This is a genomic window from Klebsiella sp. C239 (assembly GCF_048822715.1).
Lineage (GTDB): Bacteria > Pseudomonadota > Gammaproteobacteria > Enterobacterales > Enterobacteriaceae > Klebsiella > Klebsiella quasipneumoniae.
The window spans coordinates 96,583-114,038 of sequence record NZ_JBMEZK010000004.1 but is presented as its reverse complement, the minus strand read 5'-3'; the positions used below and the strand labels follow the sequence as shown (position 1 = coordinate 114,038).

Annotated in this window: 17 protein-coding genes; 10 read left to right on the top strand and 7 right to left on the bottom strand. The window is 62.6% G+C overall.

The annotated features are described in order from the left end of the window. Window positions 1–46: 46 nt before the first annotated feature. Window positions 47–3,154 carry a beta-galactosidase gene (locus ACOI6Z_RS12800; RefSeq protein WP_420687393.1) on the bottom strand — a complete coding sequence of 1,036 codons (3,108 nt, stop codon included), beginning with the start codon at window positions 3,152–3,154 and terminating at the stop codon, window positions 47–49. Window positions 3,155–3,349: 195 nt separating this feature from the next. Between ACOI6Z_RS12800 and ACOI6Z_RS12795 the strand changes: the two genes are divergently transcribed. Both ACOI6Z_RS12795 and ACOI6Z_RS12790 read left to right on the top strand, forming a co-directional pair. Beyond that, window positions 3,350–4,414, top strand: coding sequence for a LacI family DNA-binding transcriptional regulator (locus ACOI6Z_RS12795; protein ID WP_023289610.1), 1,065 nt, complete (start codon window positions 3,350–3,352; stop codon window positions 4,412–4,414). Between the two features lie 264 nt (window positions 4,415–4,678). After that, window positions 4,679–5,119, top strand: a complete 441-nt coding sequence (locus ACOI6Z_RS12790) for a GNAT family N-acetyltransferase (protein WP_023289611.1) — start codon at window positions 4,679–4,681, stop codon at window positions 5,117–5,119. Window positions 5,120–5,173: 54 nt separating this feature from the next. Here ACOI6Z_RS12790 and ACOI6Z_RS12785 read toward each other — a convergent pair whose 3' ends face one another. Continuing rightward, a complete protein-coding gene (locus ACOI6Z_RS12785) occupies window positions 5,174–5,389 on the bottom strand; it encodes a DUF4177 domain-containing protein (protein ID WP_004205985.1) in 216 nt (71 codons plus the stop codon). Next, complete coding sequence (ftrA, locus tag ACOI6Z_RS12780) at window positions 5,358–6,455, bottom strand: transcriptional regulator FtrA (protein WP_048297468.1); 1,098 nt, start codon at window positions 6,453–6,455, stop codon at window positions 5,358–5,360. Before ftrA ends, ACOI6Z_RS12785 begins: the two co-directional genes overlap by 32 nt. Before the next feature lie 67 nt (window positions 6,456–6,522). Here ftrA and ACOI6Z_RS12775 point away from each other — a divergent pair, with 67 nt between their 5' ends. The 7 genes from ACOI6Z_RS12775 to urtE all read left to right on the top strand — a co-directional run bounded on the left by ACOI6Z_RS12775 (window position 6,523) and on the right by urtE (window position 13,829). Continuing rightward, the gene (locus ACOI6Z_RS12775; RefSeq protein ID WP_049014026.1) at window positions 6,523–6,921 is read left to right on the top strand and encodes a rhodanese-like domain-containing protein; all 399 of its coding nucleotides are present in this window, start codon (window positions 6,523–6,525) and stop codon (window positions 6,919–6,921) included. Between the two features lie 148 nt (window positions 6,922–7,069). Continuing rightward, on the top strand, window positions 7,070–8,173 hold the full coding sequence (locus ACOI6Z_RS12770; RefSeq protein WP_004205982.1) for a cobalamin-independent methionine synthase II family protein: 1,104 nt from the start codon (window positions 7,070–7,072) through the stop codon (window positions 8,171–8,173). 170 nt (window positions 8,174–8,343) lie between these two features. Further along, window positions 8,344–9,615, top strand: coding sequence for an urea ABC transporter substrate-binding protein (gene urtA, locus ACOI6Z_RS12765; protein ID WP_004205981.1), 1,272 nt, complete (start codon window positions 8,344–8,346; stop codon window positions 9,613–9,615). A gap of 61 nt (window positions 9,616–9,676) precedes the next feature. Further along, window positions 9,677–11,251, top strand: a complete 1,575-nt coding sequence (gene urtB / locus ACOI6Z_RS12760; protein ID WP_048334859.1) for an urea ABC transporter permease subunit UrtB — start codon at window positions 9,677–9,679, stop codon at window positions 11,249–11,251. Beyond that, a complete protein-coding gene (gene urtC, locus ACOI6Z_RS12755; protein ID WP_044522890.1) occupies window positions 11,251–12,324 on the top strand; it encodes an urea ABC transporter permease subunit UrtC in 1,074 nt (357 codons plus the stop codon). Before urtB ends, urtC begins: the two co-directional genes overlap by 1 nt. Beyond that, window positions 12,324–13,121 carry an urea ABC transporter ATP-binding protein UrtD gene (gene urtD / locus ACOI6Z_RS12750; protein WP_023289616.1) on the top strand — a complete coding sequence of 266 codons (798 nt, stop codon included), beginning with the start codon at window positions 12,324–12,326 and terminating at the stop codon, window positions 13,119–13,121. The genes urtC and urtD overlap by 1 nt, the downstream gene beginning before the upstream one ends. 9 nt (window positions 13,122–13,130) lie before the next feature. Beyond that, window positions 13,131–13,829, top strand: a complete 699-nt coding sequence (urtE, locus tag ACOI6Z_RS12745; protein WP_023289617.1) for an urea ABC transporter ATP-binding subunit UrtE — start codon at window positions 13,131–13,133, stop codon at window positions 13,827–13,829. Window positions 13,830–13,862: 33 nt separating this feature from the next. Here the strand turns inward: urtE and ACOI6Z_RS12740 are convergent, their stop codons facing one another. Together ACOI6Z_RS12740 and ydeE are read right to left on the bottom strand one after the other, a co-directional pair. Continuing rightward, a complete protein-coding gene (locus ACOI6Z_RS12740; protein WP_023289618.1) occupies window positions 13,863–14,345 on the bottom strand; it encodes a helix-turn-helix domain-containing protein in 483 nt (160 codons plus the stop codon). Window positions 14,346–14,474: 129 nt separating this feature from the next. Continuing rightward, the gene (gene ydeE, locus ACOI6Z_RS12735) at window positions 14,475–15,671 is read right to left on the bottom strand and encodes an efflux MFS transporter YdeE (protein WP_420687392.1); all 1,197 of its coding nucleotides are present in this window, start codon (window positions 15,669–15,671) and stop codon (window positions 14,475–14,477) included. A 194-nt stretch (window positions 15,672–15,865) separates the two neighbouring features. Here ydeE and eamA point away from each other — a divergent pair, with 194 nt between their 5' ends. Continuing rightward, a complete protein-coding gene (eamA, locus tag ACOI6Z_RS12730; RefSeq protein WP_420687391.1) occupies window positions 15,866–16,765 on the top strand; it encodes an O-acetylserine/cysteine exporter in 900 nt (299 codons plus the stop codon). A 48-nt stretch (window positions 16,766–16,813) separates the two neighbouring features. Here eamA and marB read toward each other — a convergent pair whose 3' ends face one another. Beyond that, complete coding sequence (gene marB, locus ACOI6Z_RS12725; RefSeq protein WP_048297476.1) at window positions 16,814–17,032, bottom strand: multiple antibiotic resistance protein MarB; 219 nt, start codon at window positions 17,030–17,032, stop codon at window positions 16,814–16,816. A 34-nt stretch (window positions 17,033–17,066) separates the two neighbouring features. Next, window positions 17,067–17,447: an MDR efflux pump AcrAB transcriptional activator MarA gene (gene marA / locus ACOI6Z_RS12720; RefSeq protein ID WP_004205971.1), complete on the bottom strand. Its 381-nt coding sequence runs from the start codon at window positions 17,445–17,447 to the stop codon at window positions 17,067–17,069. Between the last annotated feature and the right edge of the window lie 9 nt (window positions 17,448–17,456).

Genomic DNA, 17,456 nt, shown 5'->3' with positions numbered 1-17,456 from the left:
TCCCTTGTTATTCTGTTTGTAGGGTGGGGGCTGCCGCCCCCACGGATTAAAGGCAACGCAATGAGACCTCGTACTGCCAGCGCGTTTGGGTCAGGAGCCACTGCGGCAGCACGCTTGGGGTCCAGGAGTCATCGCCTCCCACCCCCATATGCAGGCCGTCAAGGGTGATCCACACGCCGTCTTCGGCCTGCATCTTGTGCCAGTGGTCGGTTTCCATCAGCTGACGGGTGCTCCACGGCAGAACGGAGAAGTGGAAATGACCGCTGACGTGCCAGCGTCCCCAGTCCAGCGCCTGGGTATCACAGCGCAGGCCGTTTTCCGTCGGGAAGATGTAGGGGGTGGTCATCGCCGCCAGCGGCTGCTCCCAGCGAGCGAAGCAGGCGCTGCTCCGCCGGTCGGGGTAGTTCTCATGCGGCCCCAGCCCCAGCCAGCTCACCGGCGCCTGCTGATCCGCCACCTGGAAGTGCAGCCCGACCCGCGGCAGCGGCGGCAGCGTTTCCGCGCGCTCGCCGTCCACCGCCAGCCGTACCGTTCCGTCCGCGGTAAAGCGCAGGCGCCAGTGGCTGACAATCACCACCTCGTCGCCGCGCAGGTAGTGCCAGCGGCTGTCGACAAGGGTCTCATTCGCCAGACGCTGGGCGTCGCACTGCACGCAGCGCGCCTCAAGGTCGAACAGGCCGGCGCTTTTCCAGCGCTCCACCCAGGCGTTGGGGTCGATGCGCTCCACTTCGCTGACCCCGATGTCGTTGTCGAGCGGCGCACGGATAAACTGATCCCGCAGGGGGGTCAGCAGCTGCTCCTGACCGCCAACCGACCAGCCACTCAGCAAACCGGTCCGGCGACCGACGGTCCAGCACTGCGTGCCGGCGCGGATCTGCCAGGCCTCATCACTGACGATAAGATCCGGGGCGCCGGCTGGCACCGTGGGCGCAGGCAGCGCCAGCGGCGCCGGCAGGGGATATTGCTGCCAGGCGACGCGATGATCCGCCGGGGACCAGGCTGTCGCCTGGGGCTGGACCACCTCCAGCGTCAGCCACACGGCGCGGGCGCCTGGCGGCAGGATCAGACTGTCGAGCAGCGTTATCTCGTCGCTGCCCTCAGGCGGGAGCGCCAGCGTCAGGTTGCCGTGGTACAGGGTTTCACCGGCCGCCTGCACCTGCCAGCGCAGCGCTTCGTTATCGGTCTGGCGGAACAGGTATTCGCTGGCGATGCGCACCCGCAGCGGCGAGGTTGACAGCAGGGCGAACTGGAAATACTGCTGGGCGTGCTTCGCCTCGACCAGCGACGGATGCGGCGTGCGATCGGGGAACACCAGGCCGTTCATACAGAACTGGCGATCGTTCGGCTTATCGCCAAAGTCGCCGCCGTAGGCCCAGCCGACGCTGCCGTCGTCAAAGATTTTGCGGATCGCCTGGTCGGCCCAGTCCCAGATAAACCCGCCCTGCAGCCGCGGATACTCGCGGAAGGCCTGCCAGTAATCGGCGAAGTTGCCGAGGCTGTTGCCCATCGCGTGGGCGTACTCGCAGAGGATCAGCGGCCGCTGCTCGCCGGGCAGGCTGATCCATTTTTTGATCCCCCACTTCGGTACCGCCGGGATCGGCTGGTCGCGTTCGACGCGGGCGTACATCGGACAGATAATATCGGTGGCGGTGGTATCCGCGCCGCCGCCCTCGTACTGCACCGGACGGGTCGGGTCGTTACGCTTCAGCCAGTGGTACAGCGCTTCGTGGTTGCCGCCGCCGCCGGATTCGTTGCCCAGCGACCAGATGATAATGCACGGATGGTTGCGGTTGCTCTGTACCATCCGGGTGACGCGGGCGCTGAAGGCTGGCAGCCACGCCGGATCGTCGGACAGCCGATTCATCGGCACCATGCCGTGGGTTTCAATATTGGCTTCATCGACCACGTACAGACCGTAGCGGTTGCACAGCTCATACCAGCGCGGGGCGTTGGGGTAGTGCGAGCAGCGGACGGCGTTAAAGTTGTTCTGCTTCATCAACAGAATGTCCTGCACCATATCCGCCTCGCTGACCACCTGACCGCGTAAATGGTGGTGTTCATGGCGGTTAACGCCGCGGATCAGCAGCGGTTTGCCGTTAAGGCGCAGCAGGCCGTCGGCGATCTCAATGCGGCGAAAACCGATATCCCACGCCTCGGCCTCCAGCAATGCCTCGCCGCGCCACAGGGTGACCACCGCCCGGTAGCAATCCGGGGTTTCCGCGCTCCAGTGCGCCGGCGTCGCCACCGCCAGGGAGAAATCGACCCGTTCGGCGTAACGGCCGCGCTCATCCACCGTCGGGGTGCCTAACGGCTGACGGTGGGCAACGACAGGCTGCTCGCCGCGCCACAGGCTAACCCCGACGCTGAGCCCGGCAAGCGCCGCTTCTGTCGCCTCGACGGTCGCCTGGACCTGCAGAGCGCCGTCGCGGCAGAGGGTGTCAAGGGTCGGCGTCAGCTGGACGTCGCTCAGCCGCTGGTGCGGCTTATTCAGCAGCCACACCGAGCGGAAAATACCGCTCATCCGCCACATATCCTGGTCTTCCAGCCAGCTGCCGGCGCTCCAGCGCATGACCATCACGCACAGGCGGTTGTCGCCCGGACGCAGAAAGGGGCTGAGATCGAACGCCGCCGGCAGGCGGCTGTCCTGGGAGTAACCGACCCAGGCGCCGTTGCACCAGAGATGAAAGGCCGAGTTAACGCCGTCGAATATAATCTGCGTCTGCCCATCCGCGCGCCAGGCGTCATCGATCGCAACGTGCAGGGAGTAACAGCCGGTTGGGTTATCCTCCGGCACCCGCGGCGGGGTGGTGTCGATGGGGTAGCGGACGTTAGTGTAGATCGGCGCGTCATAGCCCTCCATCTGCCAGTTGGAGGGCACCGGCGTGCCGCGGCTGTCCGGCAGGTCCTGCGTCAGCCACTGCGCATCGACGGCAAACGGGCTGCGGGCGTAAGCAAATTGCCACTCGCCGTCCAGCTGACGACGATGGGGCGAAGGATGATTATCGCGGGCGGCAAGCTCATCGCGCCAGCTGGCGAACGCGGGATGGGCCGGCAGGCGGTTGAGATGGGTAATGGTCTGGTTCTGCCAGTCTTCGCGGGCGAGGACGGCGTGGAAGTCAGGCGCGTGGCGGCGACTGGTATCGCTTATTGGCATAGTAATCCCCGGTAAGTCAGAAAATGTCGATCGCTAAACAGGATGAAGAACGTTATCGGGTAATTTGTTTTTTCCAGCAACGACGGCGGAAATGAAATTAACAGACGATCACGAAAGCGGGGGTAATACGCTGTTTTTTGTCGTGCGTTAAACATAAAATGTTAGCGCACGACATTTTGTCGATGAGGAGAAACTATGCCGCGTCGTACCGCAACCCTGGAGGATGTCGCCCGCGCGGCGGGCGTCTCCCAACAGACGGTCTCCCGGGTCCTGAACCGTCCGGAAGTGGTGTCAGCCCGCACCCGCGAGCAGGTGATCCGCGCAATGCAGACGCTGCACTACGTGCCTAACCGCTCGGCGCAGCTGCTCGCCGGCAAAGCGGCGCCCTCCATTGGGCTGATTACCGCCTCGCTGACCCTGCATGCCCCCTCGCAGATCGCCGCCGCGGTAAAGAGCCATGCCAGCCTGCACCAGCTGGAGGTGGCGATAGCGATGCCAGCGCAGGCCGACTTCGCCGCGCTGCAGGCCCGGCTGGACGAACTGCGCGCCCAGCATATTCGCGGGGTGATCGTCAGCCTGCCGCTGGAGAGCGCCACCGCCGAGCGGCTGGTTAAAGAGAACCCGGATATGGCCTGCCTGTTTCTTGACGTCTCCCCGGAGGCCGATGTCTGCTGCGTGCGCTTCGACCATCGCGACGGCTGCGGAGCCTGCGTGCGCCATCTGTGGGAGCTCGGGCATCGCGAATTCGGCCTGCTGGCGGGGCCGGAAAGTTCGGTTTCCGCCCGTCTGCGTCTCGCCAGCTGGCGCGAGGCGCTGCACAGCCTGAACATTGCCCGTTCAACCACGGTGTTCGGTGACTGGAGCGCCGCCAGCGGCTGGCAGAAAACCTTCGAACTGCTGCACCTCCAGCCGCGGATCAGCGCCATTGTGGTAGCCAACGATCAGATGGCGCTCGGGGTACTCAGCGCGCTGGCCCAGCTCAATCGCAGCGGCAGCCAGGCGGTGTCGGTGACCGGCTATGACGACACCGCTGACAGTCTCTACTTTCAGCCGCCGCTCACCACGGTGGCGCAGGACTTTGATCTGCTGGGCAAACGGGCCGTGGAGCGGCTGATTGCTCTGATGGCGGCCCCGCAGATGCGGATCCGCGAGCTGCTGCCGACCCGGCTCATCGTGCGCCAGTCGGCGTGGCCGCTCGCCGCCGCGGAGGAACGGCAGCAGACCCTGGCGCAGCTGAAAGCGTTGGTGGAGAAGCTTTAGCCGCAGGCCGTTGAGGATTTATTGAGGTTGACCATGCTAACCTCGGGATCAAACGTAGAGAGGTCAGGATCCTCTGCCTGCGAAAAATGCAAAATACAATCTATCCATGCAAGCATTGATTTACCGCCAGTCACATGGCGGTTTTTTTTTGCCTCACTCCCGTTTTCCGCGTTCTTTCGTTGGATTTTTCGCCTGGCATCCACGGCGGCGGCATGCTACATCTTTCTTCCGGGATAGATGCCGAACACGGCGGGAGACAAGGTCATGATGGTGATTGAGGGCAAAGAGGCGATTGCGCGGGTAGACTGGCGGCGGGTGCGGACCATCGTCGCCGAGGCCGGGCTGAATGAACGTGATGTTCAGCAGCTGGAGCAGGCGTTTCGCCAGAGCACCTTCTGCTGGTTCGGCTATGAGAACGGTCAGCTGATTGCCGTGGCGCGCGCCATCAGCGACTGCACCTGGAGCAGCTACTTATCGGATGTGGCGATCGTCCCCGACCGACAGGGGCAGGGTTACGGACAACAGCTGATGCTGGCGGTCCGGGAGCAGCTGCTGCCCTTTGGCAAAATTTTTATCTATGCGGTGGCCGATAAAATCGCGTTCTATCAGCGTTTTGGTTTTGCCATGCTGACCACCGGGATGGTCTGCGCTGGCGAGGAGGGCATGCGCAAAATGCACGAGCAGGGCTATATTCGCCAGCCCTGAGCGCGGATGCCGGGCAACGCCTGGCTTACGCGTGTAAACCAGGCGCAGGCTCCGTTACAGGGGCCTTTCAAGCACAAACAGATACGCTTCCCGCGACCAGAACAGGGCGGTACGGCGGCGCTCCACCGACATGGTTTTTACCTCCCAGCCCTCGCGGGTATAGCTGCTGAGAAACTGGCTCATTTTGTCAGGGTCGGCTTTGGCTTCGCCAAAAAACAGGCTGCCCAGCAGGCCCTCTTTATAGATCACTACCCGACACTCTTTCTTCATCATCGACCATCCTGGCGACCGGTTTACTGTGGCCGTCTATTGTCCGTGGCTGCGAGGATTTTGCAATCGGAGAAGTAGCAAACTGTTTACGGTACTGCAGCGGGCTTAGCGCGAAGCGCAGGCGAAAATGGTGGCGCAGGGTGCCAGCGCTGGCAAATCCGCAGCGCTCAGCGATTTGGTCGATGCCCATCGTGCTCTCCGTCAGGTGCTGACGGGCGCGCAGCAGACGCTCCTCCAGCAGCCAGCGGGCGGGGGTTTTACCAGTGGCCTCTTCAAAGCGGCGCAAAAAGGTGCGCGTCCCCATGCCGGCGCGCTGCGCGAGGGAGGCGACGGTGTGGCTGGCGGCGAGATGCTGGTGCAGATAATCAAACAGCTGGCCAAGGCGCAGGCTCTCCCGGCTGCGGGCCACCGGACGCAGGACCTGCTGCGCCTGACCGCCATCGCGATGGGGAGAGACCACCAGGCGGCGAGCGACCACATTCGCTGCCTCGCTGCCGAAATCCTCGCGCACCAGATGCAGACAGAGGTCGATCCCCGCCGCGCTGCCGGCGGACGTCATCAGCAAATCATCGCCCACGTAAAGGACATCCTCCACCACCTGGATCTGCGGAAAACGGGACTGCAGCGCCGCGGTGTAGCGCCAGTGGGTTGTCGCCTGGCGGCCATTGAGCAGCCCGGCGGCGGCGAGAACGAACACTCCGGAACAGATGGAGATTATCCGGCATCCGCGGGCGTGAGCGGCGGCCAGGGCGGCGCACAGCGCTTCGGGGACCGGGGCGTCGATGCCGCGCCAGCCCGGGACCACGATGGTCTGCGCCTGGGCGAGAAGCTCAGGGCCGCCGTCGGTCATCAGGCGGACCCCGCCGGTGGCTCTCAAAGGCCCTTCATCGACGGCGGCGACGGCGAACTGGTACCAGCGCTCGCCCATTTCCGGGCGCGGCAGGCCGAAGATCTCCACGGCCACGCCAAACTCAAACGTGCACAGGCCATCGTAGGCAAGGGCCACCACGCGGTGAGGTGACAGTGTCACCGAAGGGGTTGTCAGGATGTTAGCGTTTTCTGTCATGGTTGCCGGCAGATAAGGGTGATGGGCGTCAGTAAAGTAGTGTTATCACAGACAAGGAGAAGACGCCATGAGTGTAGTAAGCCAATTTACCCCCGCCACCTCCGCCGAGGCTATCCGCTGGTTCCGCCGTAAGCTGCATCTCGAGACCGACTGCGCCGATGTGCACAGCGCCCAGCGTGCCGGCGAGGTCGACTTTGTCCTGCTGCACGTGGTCGGCAGCGAGGAAGCCTTCGCCAGGCGTCACCTGCCCGGCGCGCTGCATCTTCCGCACAGCCAGATCAGCGCCGAGAGAATGGCGGCCTGGCCGGCGGAGACCCTGTTTGTGGTCTATTGCGCCGGGCCGCACTGCAACGGTGCCGACGTAGCCGCGCTGAAGCTGGCCGAACTGGGGCGGCCGGTGAAAATGATGCTCGGCGGGATCACCGGCTGGGAAGATGAGGGTTATGCGTTTGTCGCCGGTAAGTGAATATTTTTCATGTACCATGAAATATTCTCGTTTGCGGCCCGTCGACCTGCATGCCAGTATCTGGACATATAGCCATCCAGAAGTCTAAAAATTCAAATAATGAACTATCACGGTGGGCAACTAACGCGCCCACCGCTAAGGAGACAGCATGCAACGTCAACAGGCCCCGTTCCGCGCAGACATCGTCGGCAGTTTTTTGCGTCCGGACAGTATCAAACAGGCGCGTCAGCAGCTGGCGGAGGGGCTGATCGACGCCGGTCAGCTGCGCGAAATTGAGAATAACGCTATCCGTCATCTGGTCCAGCAGCAGTGCGACTGCGGCCTGCACGTGGTCACCGACGGCGAGTTTCGTCGCGCATGGTGGCATTTCGATTTCTTCGACGGCCTGCAGGGCGTTGAGCGTTACGATGCCGAGCAGGGGATCCAGTTCAACGGCGTGCAGACCAAAGCCCACGGCGTGCGCGTTACCGGCAAGCTGGCGTTCGGCGACCACCCGATGCTGGAGGATTTCCGCTATCTGAAAAGCATCAGCGGCGACGCGCAGCCGAAGATGACCATTCCCAGCCCGAGCGTGCTGCACTTCCGCGGCGGTCGGAAAGATATTGATGCCACCGTTTACCCGGATCTCAGCGACTACTTCGACGACCTGGCCACCACCTGGCGCGACGCGATCCGCGCCTTTTATGACGCCGGCTGTCGCTATCTGCAGCTGGACGATACCGTCTGGGCCTATCTGTGCTCCGATGCCCAGCGTCAGCAGGTGCGCGAGCGCGGCGACGATCCGGATGCGCTGGCGCGCATTTATGCCCGGGTGCTGAACCAGGCGCTGGAGGGCAAACCGGCCGATCTGACGGTGGGCCTCCACGTCTGCCGGGGTAATTTCCGCTCAACCTGGATCTCGGAGGGCGGTTATGAGCCGGTGGCCGAGGTGCTGTTTGGCGGCGTCAATGTCGATGCCTTCTTCCTCGAATATGACAACGACCGCTCCGGGGATTTCGCGCCGCTGCGCTTTATTCGTCCCGGCCATCAGCAGGTGGTCCTCGGGTTGATCACCACCAAAAACGGCGAGCTGGAGAACCCGCAGGGGGTCAAAGCGCGTCTCGCCGAGGCGGCGCAGTATGTTCCGCTTGAGCAGATCTGCCTGAGTCCGCAGTGCGGTTTCGCCTCCACGGAAGAGGGTAACGCCCTCAGCGAAGACCAGCAGTGGCAAAAAGTTCGTCTGGTGACCGCCATCGCCGCCGACGTCTGGTAATGCCTTTCTTAGCGCAGCGTTGCACCGTGATGAGGCAACGCTGCCATCTCCTTCGTCTCCGCCCTCCGCCTGCGCCGCATCCCGCTGTTCTCACAACCTGGCACCGTTTTTGCCTTATCACCTCTGGTTAGCTGTTAATTCTTTATTTTTGCGCTACTCAGGAGTGAATCATGCAACGAAGAACGTTATTAAAAGCTTTTGCACTCTCCGCCTCTGTAATGGCTATGGGTCTCTCATTCCAGGCCTATGCCGCCGACACCATTAAAGTCGGGATTATGCATTCGCTCTCCGGGACGATGGCGATTTCCGAAACGCCGCTGAAGGACGTCGCCCTGATGGCCATCGACGACATCAACGCCAAAGGCGGGGTGCTGGGCAAGAAGCTGGAGCCGGTAGTGGTCGACCCGGCCTCCAACTGGCCGCTGTTCGCCGAGAAGGCGCGCCAGCTGCTGGCCCAGGACAAGGTGGCGGTGGTGTTCGGCTGCTGGACCTCGGTCTCGCGTAAATCGGTGCTACCGGTGTTTGAGGAGCTGAACGGCCTGCTGTTCTACCCGGTACAGTACGAAGGGGAAGAGATGTCCCCCAACGTCTTCTATACCGGCGCGGCGCCTAACCAGCAGGCCATCCCGGCGGTGGAATACCTGCTGAGCGAGGACGGCGGCGGCGCCAAACGCTTCTTCCTGCTGGGAACCGACTACGTCTATCCGCGCACCACCAACAAGATCCTTCGCGCCTTCCTGCATGCCAAAGGGATCCAGGACAAAGATATCGAAGAAGTCTACACCCCGTTCGGCTATAGCGATTACCAGACCATCGTCGCCAATATCAAAAAATTCTCCGCCGGCGGCAAAACGGCGGTGGTCTCTACCATCAACGGCGATTCCAACGTGCCTTTCTACAAAGAGCTGGCTAACCAGGGTCTGAAAGCGACCGACGTGCCGGTGGTGGCCTTCTCGGTGGGGGAAGAGGAGCTGCGCGGCATCGATACCAAACCGCTGGTCGGCAACCTCGCGGCATGGAACTACTTTGAGTCGGTCGATAACCCGACCAATAAAGCCTTTGTCGCCGACTATCGCGCTTACGCCAAAGCGCACAAGCTGCCGAATGCCGATACGGTGGTGACCAACGACCCGATGGAGGCGACCTGGGTGGGTCTGCATATGTGGGCGCAGGCGGTGACCAAAGCCGGCACCACCGACGTGGACAAAGTGCGCGACGCCATGGCCGGGCAAACCTTTAAAGCGCCGTCCGGTTTTACCCTGACGATGGATGCCACCAACCACCATCTGCATAAGCCGGTGATGATCGGTGAAATCGAAGGCAACGGCCAGTTCAATGTGGTCTGGCAGACCGATGAGCCCGTCCGCGCGCAGCCGTGGAGTCCGTGGATCCCCGGTAATGATAAGAAACCTGACCATCCGGTGAAAACCGTCAGCCAGTAAGCGCCAGGGCCGACGGGGCGGGAGCGTCGCGCCCGTCGGCCGCTGACCAGAGGAGAACGACATGAACGCATTGCGTCTCATGAGTGTGTTGGCGCTGCTGCTGAGCTTGCTGCCATGGCGGGCGCAGGCTGCGGAGGCGGATGATTTCGTCGCCGCCAGCCGCAGCCAGCAGGCGCAGCTGTTGACCCAGTGGGCGGCGGCGCCGCAGGCCGATCGCCTGCCGTTGCTGCGGGCGTTAACCAGCGAGAGCCTGGTGATGGACGACGGAAAACATGCCTTCCGCGCCCGACAGGGCGGCTTACAACCGCTGGGCGCCGCCGCCGCGCCGCAGGGCGACACCCGGCCGGTCCGTCTGACCAACCGCCTGCGCAATCTGGCTGCCGGCGCGCTGGCCAGCCATCTTATTTTAAGTGACAACGTCACAGAGCGAGCGTCCGCGGCGCGCACCCTGCAGCGGGAAGCGACCCCGGCCATGGCCGCTCTGCTGCAGCAGCGGCTGAAGGCGGAAAGCGATGATAATGTGCGGGGCCTGCTGGAGGTGGCGCTGGCGCGCCTGCAGTTGACTCAGCCTGAGGCCAGCGCGCGGCTGGCCGCGGTGACGCTGCTCGGCCATTCCGCGGACCCGGAAACCCAGGCGCTGCTGATCCCCTTTACCGATGCCCAGCATGAGCCGGATGCGGCGGTGCGCGAGGCGGCCAGCGACAGCCTGCAAAAGATCAAACATCGTCTGCTGCTCGGCGATCTGCTGGGCCAGGCCTTTATGGGGCTGTCGCTGGGCTCGGTGCTGCTGCTGGCCGCGCTGGGGCTGGCGATCACCTACGGCCTGCTGGGGGTGATTAACATGGCCCATGGCGAGATGCTGATGATCGGCGCCTACAGCTGCTGGCTGGTACAGCAGGTCCTGGCGCAGCTCGCGCCGCAGTGGCTGGCCTTTTATCCGCTGGTCGCGCTGCCAGTGGCCTTCCTGGTCACCGCCGGGATCGGCATGGCGCTCGAGCGCACCATTATCCGTCATCTGTATGGTCGGCCGCTGGAAACGCTGCTCGCCACCTGGGGGATCAGCCTGATGCTTATTCAGCTGGTGCGGATGCTGTTCGGCGCGCAGAACGTGGAGGTGGCGAACCCCGCCTGGCTCTCCGGCGGCGTGCAGGTCCTGCCGAACCTGATCCTGCCGTGGAACCGGCTGGCGGTGCTGGCGTTCGTCCTGCTGGTGCTGTGCTTCACCTGGCTCATCCTGAACCGCACCCGCCTCGGAATGAACGTCCGCGCCGTGACGCAGAACCGGGCGATGGCCGCCTGCTGCGGCGTGCCTACCGGGCGGGTGGATATGCTGGCCTTTGGTCTCGGCTCCGGTATTGCCGGGCTGGGCGGCGTGGCGCTGTCGCAGCTTGGCAACGTCGGCCCGGAGCTGGGTCAGGGCTATATCATCGACTCGTTCCTGGTGGTGGTCCTTGGCGGCGTCGGCCAGCTGGCCGGCAGCGTGGCGGCAGCCTTTGGGCTGGGCATTTTCAACAAAATTCTTGAACCTCAGATGGGCGCGGTGCTGGGCAAGATCCTGATCCTGGTGATGATTATTCTGTTTATTCAGAAACGCCCGCAGGGCCTGTTCGCGTTGAAAGGGAGGGTGATTGACTGATGAGCCAACCCATTACCTTAACGCTGGCGCAGCGCGCGCCGCGGCCTCTGCGCTGGCTGGGGATCCTGTTAGTGCTGGGGCTGCTGAGCATGCCATTCCTGGCGCTGCTGCCGGCCTCCCATCCGCTGGCGGTGCCGAGCTGGCTGCTGACCCTGAGCGGTAAAATCCTCTGCTACGCCATCGTGGCGGTGGCGCTGGATCTGGTCTGGGGCTACGCGGGTATGCTATCCCTTGGCCACGGGATTTTCTTTGCCCTCGGCGGGTACGCCATGGGCATGTACCTGATGCGCCAGGCGGCGGGGGACGGTCTGCCGGCGTTCATGTCTTTTCTCTCCTGGAACGAGCTGCCCTGGTTCTGGTGGGGCACGCAGCATTTCGCCTGGGCGATGGCGCTGGTGGTGCTGGTTCCCGGCCTGCTGGCGCTGGTTTTCGGCTGGTTCGCCTTCCGCTCGAAGATCAAAGGGGTCTATTTCTCGATCATGACCCAGGCCTTGACCTATGCCGGTATGCTGCTGTTCTTTCGCAACGAGACCGGGTTTGGCGGTAACAACGGCTTCACCGGATTTACCACGCTGCTGGGCTTTCCGGTCACCGCCACCGGCACCCGGGCGGCGCTGTTTATGGCCACGGTCCTGCTGCTGTTGCTGACCCTGTGGCTGGGCTCGGCGCTGGCGCAGAGTAAGTTTGGCCGCATCCTCACCGCGGTGCGGGATGCCGAGAACCGCCTGATGTTCTGCGGGTACGACCCGCGCGGCTTCAAGCTGCTGGTGTGGACGCTGTCGGCGGTGCTCTGCGGCCTGGCGGGGGCGTTATACGTCCCGCAGGTGGGGATCATCAACCCCAGCGAAATGTCGCCGACCAACTCCATCGAGGCCGCCATCTGGGTGGCGCTCGGCGGGCGCGGCACCCTGATCGGCCCGGTGCTTGGCGCCGGGCTGGTCAATGGCGCGAAAAGCATTTTCACCGTGGCGATGCCGGAGTACTGGCAGCTGTTTCTTGGCCTCATGTTCATCATCGTGACCCTGTTTTTACCCCGCGGGGTGATGGGGCTGCTGCGTCGAGGAGACCGCTAATGCAACCGGATGAAGGACTGTTTACCCGCCAGCTGCCCGGAGATCGCTTCCGTGCGCAAACCGACCCGGTACTGCAGCTGGAGAACATTAACGTCAGCTTTGACGGTTTCCGGGCGCTGACGGATCTGTCGCTGGCGATAGGCGTCGGCGAGTTGCGCTGCGTGATCGGCCCCAACGGCGCGGGCAAGACCACCCTGATGGACGTGATCACCGGCAAAACCCGGCCGCAGAGCGGCAAAGCGATCTATGACCAGTCGGTGGATCTGACCACTCTCGACCCGGTGGCCATCGCCCGCCAGGGTATCGGGCGCAAGTTTCAAAAACCGACGGTCTTCGAAGCGCTGACGGTGGCGGAAAATCTCGCCCTGGCGATGAAGGGGGATAAATCAGTGTGGGCCAGCCTGCGCGCCCGGCTGAGCAGCGAACAGGACGATCGGCTGAATGAGGTGCTGCGCCTGCTGCGCCTCGACGGCGAACGCTACCGCCAGGCGGGTCTGCTGTCCCATGGCCAGAAACAGTTTCTTGAGATCGGCATGCTGCTGGTGCAGGAACCGCATCTGCTGCTGCTTGATGAGCCAGCGGCCGGCATGACCGATGCGGAAACCGAATATACCGCGGAGCTGTTTCGCACGCTGGCCGGACAGCACTCCCTGATGGTGGTGGAGCACGACATGGGGTTTGTCGAGACCATCGCCGACCGGGTGACGGTCCTGCATCAGGGCCAGGTGCTGGCGGAGGGGTCGCTGCGGGAGGTGCAGGCCAATGAGCAGGTCATTGAAGTTTATCTGGGACGTTAAGGAGCGCCAATGTTACAGGTGAGTCAGTTACATCAGTACTACGGCGGGAGCCACATCTTGCGCGGGGTGGATTTTACCGCCCGTCAGGGCGAGGTCACCTGCCTGCTGGGGCGCAACGGCGTCGGTAAGACCACCCTGCTGAAATGTCTGATGGGGCTTATTCCGGCGCGCAGCGGCGAGGTACGCTGGCAGGATCAGAACATCACCCACCGTAAACCGCACCAGCGGGTGCAGGCCGGGGTGGCCTACGTCCCCCAGGGACGCGAGATTTTTCCTCGCCTGACGGTGGAAGAAAACCTGCTGATGGGGCTGTCGCGCTTTCCCGCCCGCGAGGCGCAGCAGGTGCCGGAGGAGATTTACCAGCTTTTCCCGGTGCTCAAGACCATGAAGCAGCGGCGGGGCGGTGACTTATCCGGCGGTCAGCAGCAGCAGCTGGCGATCGGCCGCGCGCTGGCCAGCCGTCCGCAGCTGCTGATCCTCGATGAGCCCACCGAGGGGATCCAGCCCTCGGTCATCAAAGAGATTGGCGAGGTGATCCGTCAACTGGCGAGCCGCGGGGATATGGCCATTCTGCTGGTGGAGCAATTCTATGACTTTGCCGCCGGGCTGGCGGACCACTACCTGGTGATGTCGCGCGGCGCCATCGTCCAGCAGGGAAAGGGCGGAGATATGGAAACCGACGGCGTGCGCGCCCTGGTGACTATCTGAGCGGGCCGGCGGCGCGCGCCGCCGGTTTCCATGCTATTTACGCAGCAGCCGCTGCAGGCGCGCCTGGCGCCAGTTTTTGATCCATTCGCCAAAGACGAATAGACGTAATCCTCTCACCACCAGCAGAGCGCCCCAGATCAGAGCGACCCAGCCGGACCAGTAGTACTGCGGGTTCGTGTACCGGTTGAGCACCGCCAGCAGCACGCAGACCACCAGCGCCACCGACAGCGAACGAAAAAAGCGACTCTCCTGCTGCACCCGCGCTTTCGCTTCCTCTATACGCAGATCCAGCGATGCTTGCGGACCCGGCGCGCCCTCCCGCGAGGCTTCGCCGCCGATCTCGGCCACCGTCACCTCAAAGACCGCGGCGAGGGCGCTGAGGGTCTCCAGCCCCGGGCGTTCGCCATTCTCAATGCGCTGGATCGTGCGGACGCTGAGCCCCGCCATTTCGGCCAGCTGTTCCTGGGACCAGGCGCGCTGCAGCCGTAATTGTTTGACCTGATTGATGCTGTTCATATTCATATGCTCCATGACGTTCTGCGGATGTAAACCTGTGATGGAGTATGGAAAAGCGGGCCGCCAGCCACCACGACAGCGACCCGACAACGGCCCGACAGTAACCTGACAGCCGCATGTCAGCTGGCGTCAGGCCCTGGCCAGCGGAGAATCCGGCTGCCAGGGACGGGCATTGATCCCCCGGAAAATCATCAGCCAGGCGGCGACAATAGCCACGATAAGAATGACAAACAGCGACCAGTGCGGCAGATGGGTGAGGATCAACCCGGTGAACATCGGGTTGAAGGCCGCGCCCAGCCATCCCAGCGACTGAGCGGAGAAGTAGCTGGCCTTCATTCCCGGCGGGGCGATATGGTCAATCAGCATATACTCGCCGGGGGCATAAATCACCTCGCCAAGGGTGAAGATCGCCGCCGAGATCCCCCACGCCCACAGGCTGGCGCCGGAGAACATAAAGCCCACGAGGCCGATCACAAAGCAGACGGTACCGAAGGTCATCAGCGGGCGGATATTTCTCGCGCTCAGCCGCCGGCCAACGGCGTACTGCAGGGCGACGACCACCGCGGCGTTAACCGGCAGCACCACGGCCACGACTTTCTCGGCGAAGTCGCTGCTGGCGACCACCAGCACGTACTGCGAGATACAGGAGGCAAACGCGCCGCCGACGAAGGAGGCCAGCAGCCCGGAACAGGTAAACCACAGCAGCGCGCGGTCGCGCAGCAGCACCGAAGGCGTCCAGGCGGCAGCTCCCGGCTGGGCGGCGGCGGCCCCATCCCGCTGGAGAAACAGCTGAATAAACACCAGCGGGAAGGCGGCGCAGGCCGCCGCCAGCCAGAAGGGCAGATTAATGCTGTGCATCACCAGCAGCGTGCCGATAGGCGGCCCGACGGTCCAGCCGATGTTGAGGATGGTGTAGTTCAGCGAGAAGATGCGCGCTTTTTTCTCCGCCGTCAGCCGGTCGGCGAACCAGGCTTTCAGCACGGTGGAAAAGACCGAATAGGCGCAGTTGATCAGCGCAAAGAAGATCACCACCAGGGTCGCGTTATTGACCAGCGGTATCGCGCTGAAACCGAGGATAAATACCAGCACTGACCACACCATATAGCGCTTTTTGTCGAACTTGTCCGCGAGGATGCCAAAGCCCATGCTGAACAGCACGCCGACCACCAGGGCCAGCGACAGGGCGTAGCCAATCACATCCACCGCCAGCTGATAGCGTCGGGTGAGGTAGATGGTCATAAACGGCAGTGTGGCCCCGCGGCCGATAGTCAACAGTAACGACGATGCCAGCAGCGCGATGGTGGAGCGCCGGAGTGTGGTGATCATGATTTCCTTGCCTGTCATGTTGTTATAATTTTATGTGTTCGATCACAAATAACACGGTCATCACGCCTTGTACAGGTCGCCCCGGTCGCGATCGGCACTTCTGAACCTGCCAAAAATAATGATCTATCCTGGCGGCCGCTTTTTCGCTACTTTGATTTTGTTCACAAAAATTCTAATAACGACAGAGGCAGGGTATGACGAGGAAAGATGGACTGCTGGCGCTGCTGGTAGTGGTGGTGTGGGGGCTTAACTTCGTGGTGATTAAGCTGGGATTGCACAATATGCCGCCGCTGATGCTGGCGGGCCTGCGCTTTATGCTGGTGGCCTTCCCGGCGCTGCTGTTTGTCGCCCGGCCAGCCATTCCGTTGCGCCTGCTGTTGGGCTATGGCCTGACCATTAGCTTTGGCCAGTTTGCCTTTCTGTTCTGCGCTATCGGCCTGGGCATGCCGGCGGGGCTGGCGTCGCTGGTTCTGCAGGCGCAAGCCTTCTTTACCATCATCCTCGGCGCCTTCGTCTTTGGCGAACGCCTGCAGGGCAAGCAGCTGGCGGGGATCGCTCTGGCGATCTTCGGCGTGCTGGTGCTGGTGGAGGGGAGCCTCGGAGGGGAACATGTCCCGCTGGTGGGCTTTATGCTGACCCTGGCGGCGGCGCTCAGCTGGGCCTGCGGCAATATTTTTAACAAAAAAATCATGTCCCAGGCGACCCGGCCGCCGATCATGTCGCTGGTGGTGTGGAGCGCATTGATCCCGGTGCTGCCGTTTATGCTCGCCTCGTGGCTGATCGATGGCCCGCAGTTGATGCTGGCGAGTCTGCGCCAGATCGATGTGCTGACGGTACTCTCGCTGCTTTACCTGGCGTTTATCGCCACTATCGTCGGCTACGGTATCTGGGGCTCGCTGCTGGGGCGGTATGAAACCTGGCGGGTGGCGCCGCTGTCGCTGCTGGTGCCGGTGGTGGGGATGGCCAGCGCCGCGCTGCTGCTGGGAGAGACGCTGAGCGGGCTGCAGCTCGCCGGGGCGGCGCTGATCATGGCCGGGCTCTATATCAACGTTTTCGGTCTGCGTCTGTTGCGGCCGGGCATGGCGCGCGGGTAAAAAAAAGCCCCGGAGACGGGGCTATACACAAGTATGCGTGTAATGGCATCACAGGTCGTGCTGCTGGTAGTACGGCACGCCAAGTTCGTCAGATTTATCATTGCCGGCCGCCATATGATTGAAATCAAACGGCGAGTCGTTATGTTCCGAAGGGATAATCATTGTGTCACGCTGGTTTTGCCGCACCGGTGTGGTGGTTTGCTCCGCATAGCTGAAGCTGGATGCCAGCGACAGAACGACGATGGCTGCGGCAGCGAATAGTTTCATGATTTCCTCAATACGTCTTTAATAATGCAGGCGATTAACAACAGTTATTTAGCGGATGCAGATAGCGGGATTCGCCAGGTACATTCGTTATGCGATATTTGTGGGGCGGAACATCGAAATAGTTTTTAAACGTTCGCGTCAGGGTCTGCTGCGATTCGAAACCGTAGCGTTCCGCCAGGTACAGGATTGGCTCATTGCTCTGCTTGAGCTTTTGCGCAATCTCCGTCAGCTTACGGCTGCGGATGTACTGGCCGAGGGAATGGCCGGTCTCTTTCTTAAACATACGTTGCAGGTGCCACTTGGAGTAACCTGAGCGCTCAGACACTTTTTCCAGCGACAGGGGCGATTCCAGGTTATCCTCGATCCACGACAAAATACTATGGATAGTGATGGCGTCATTATTACGTCTGGACATCATCTTACC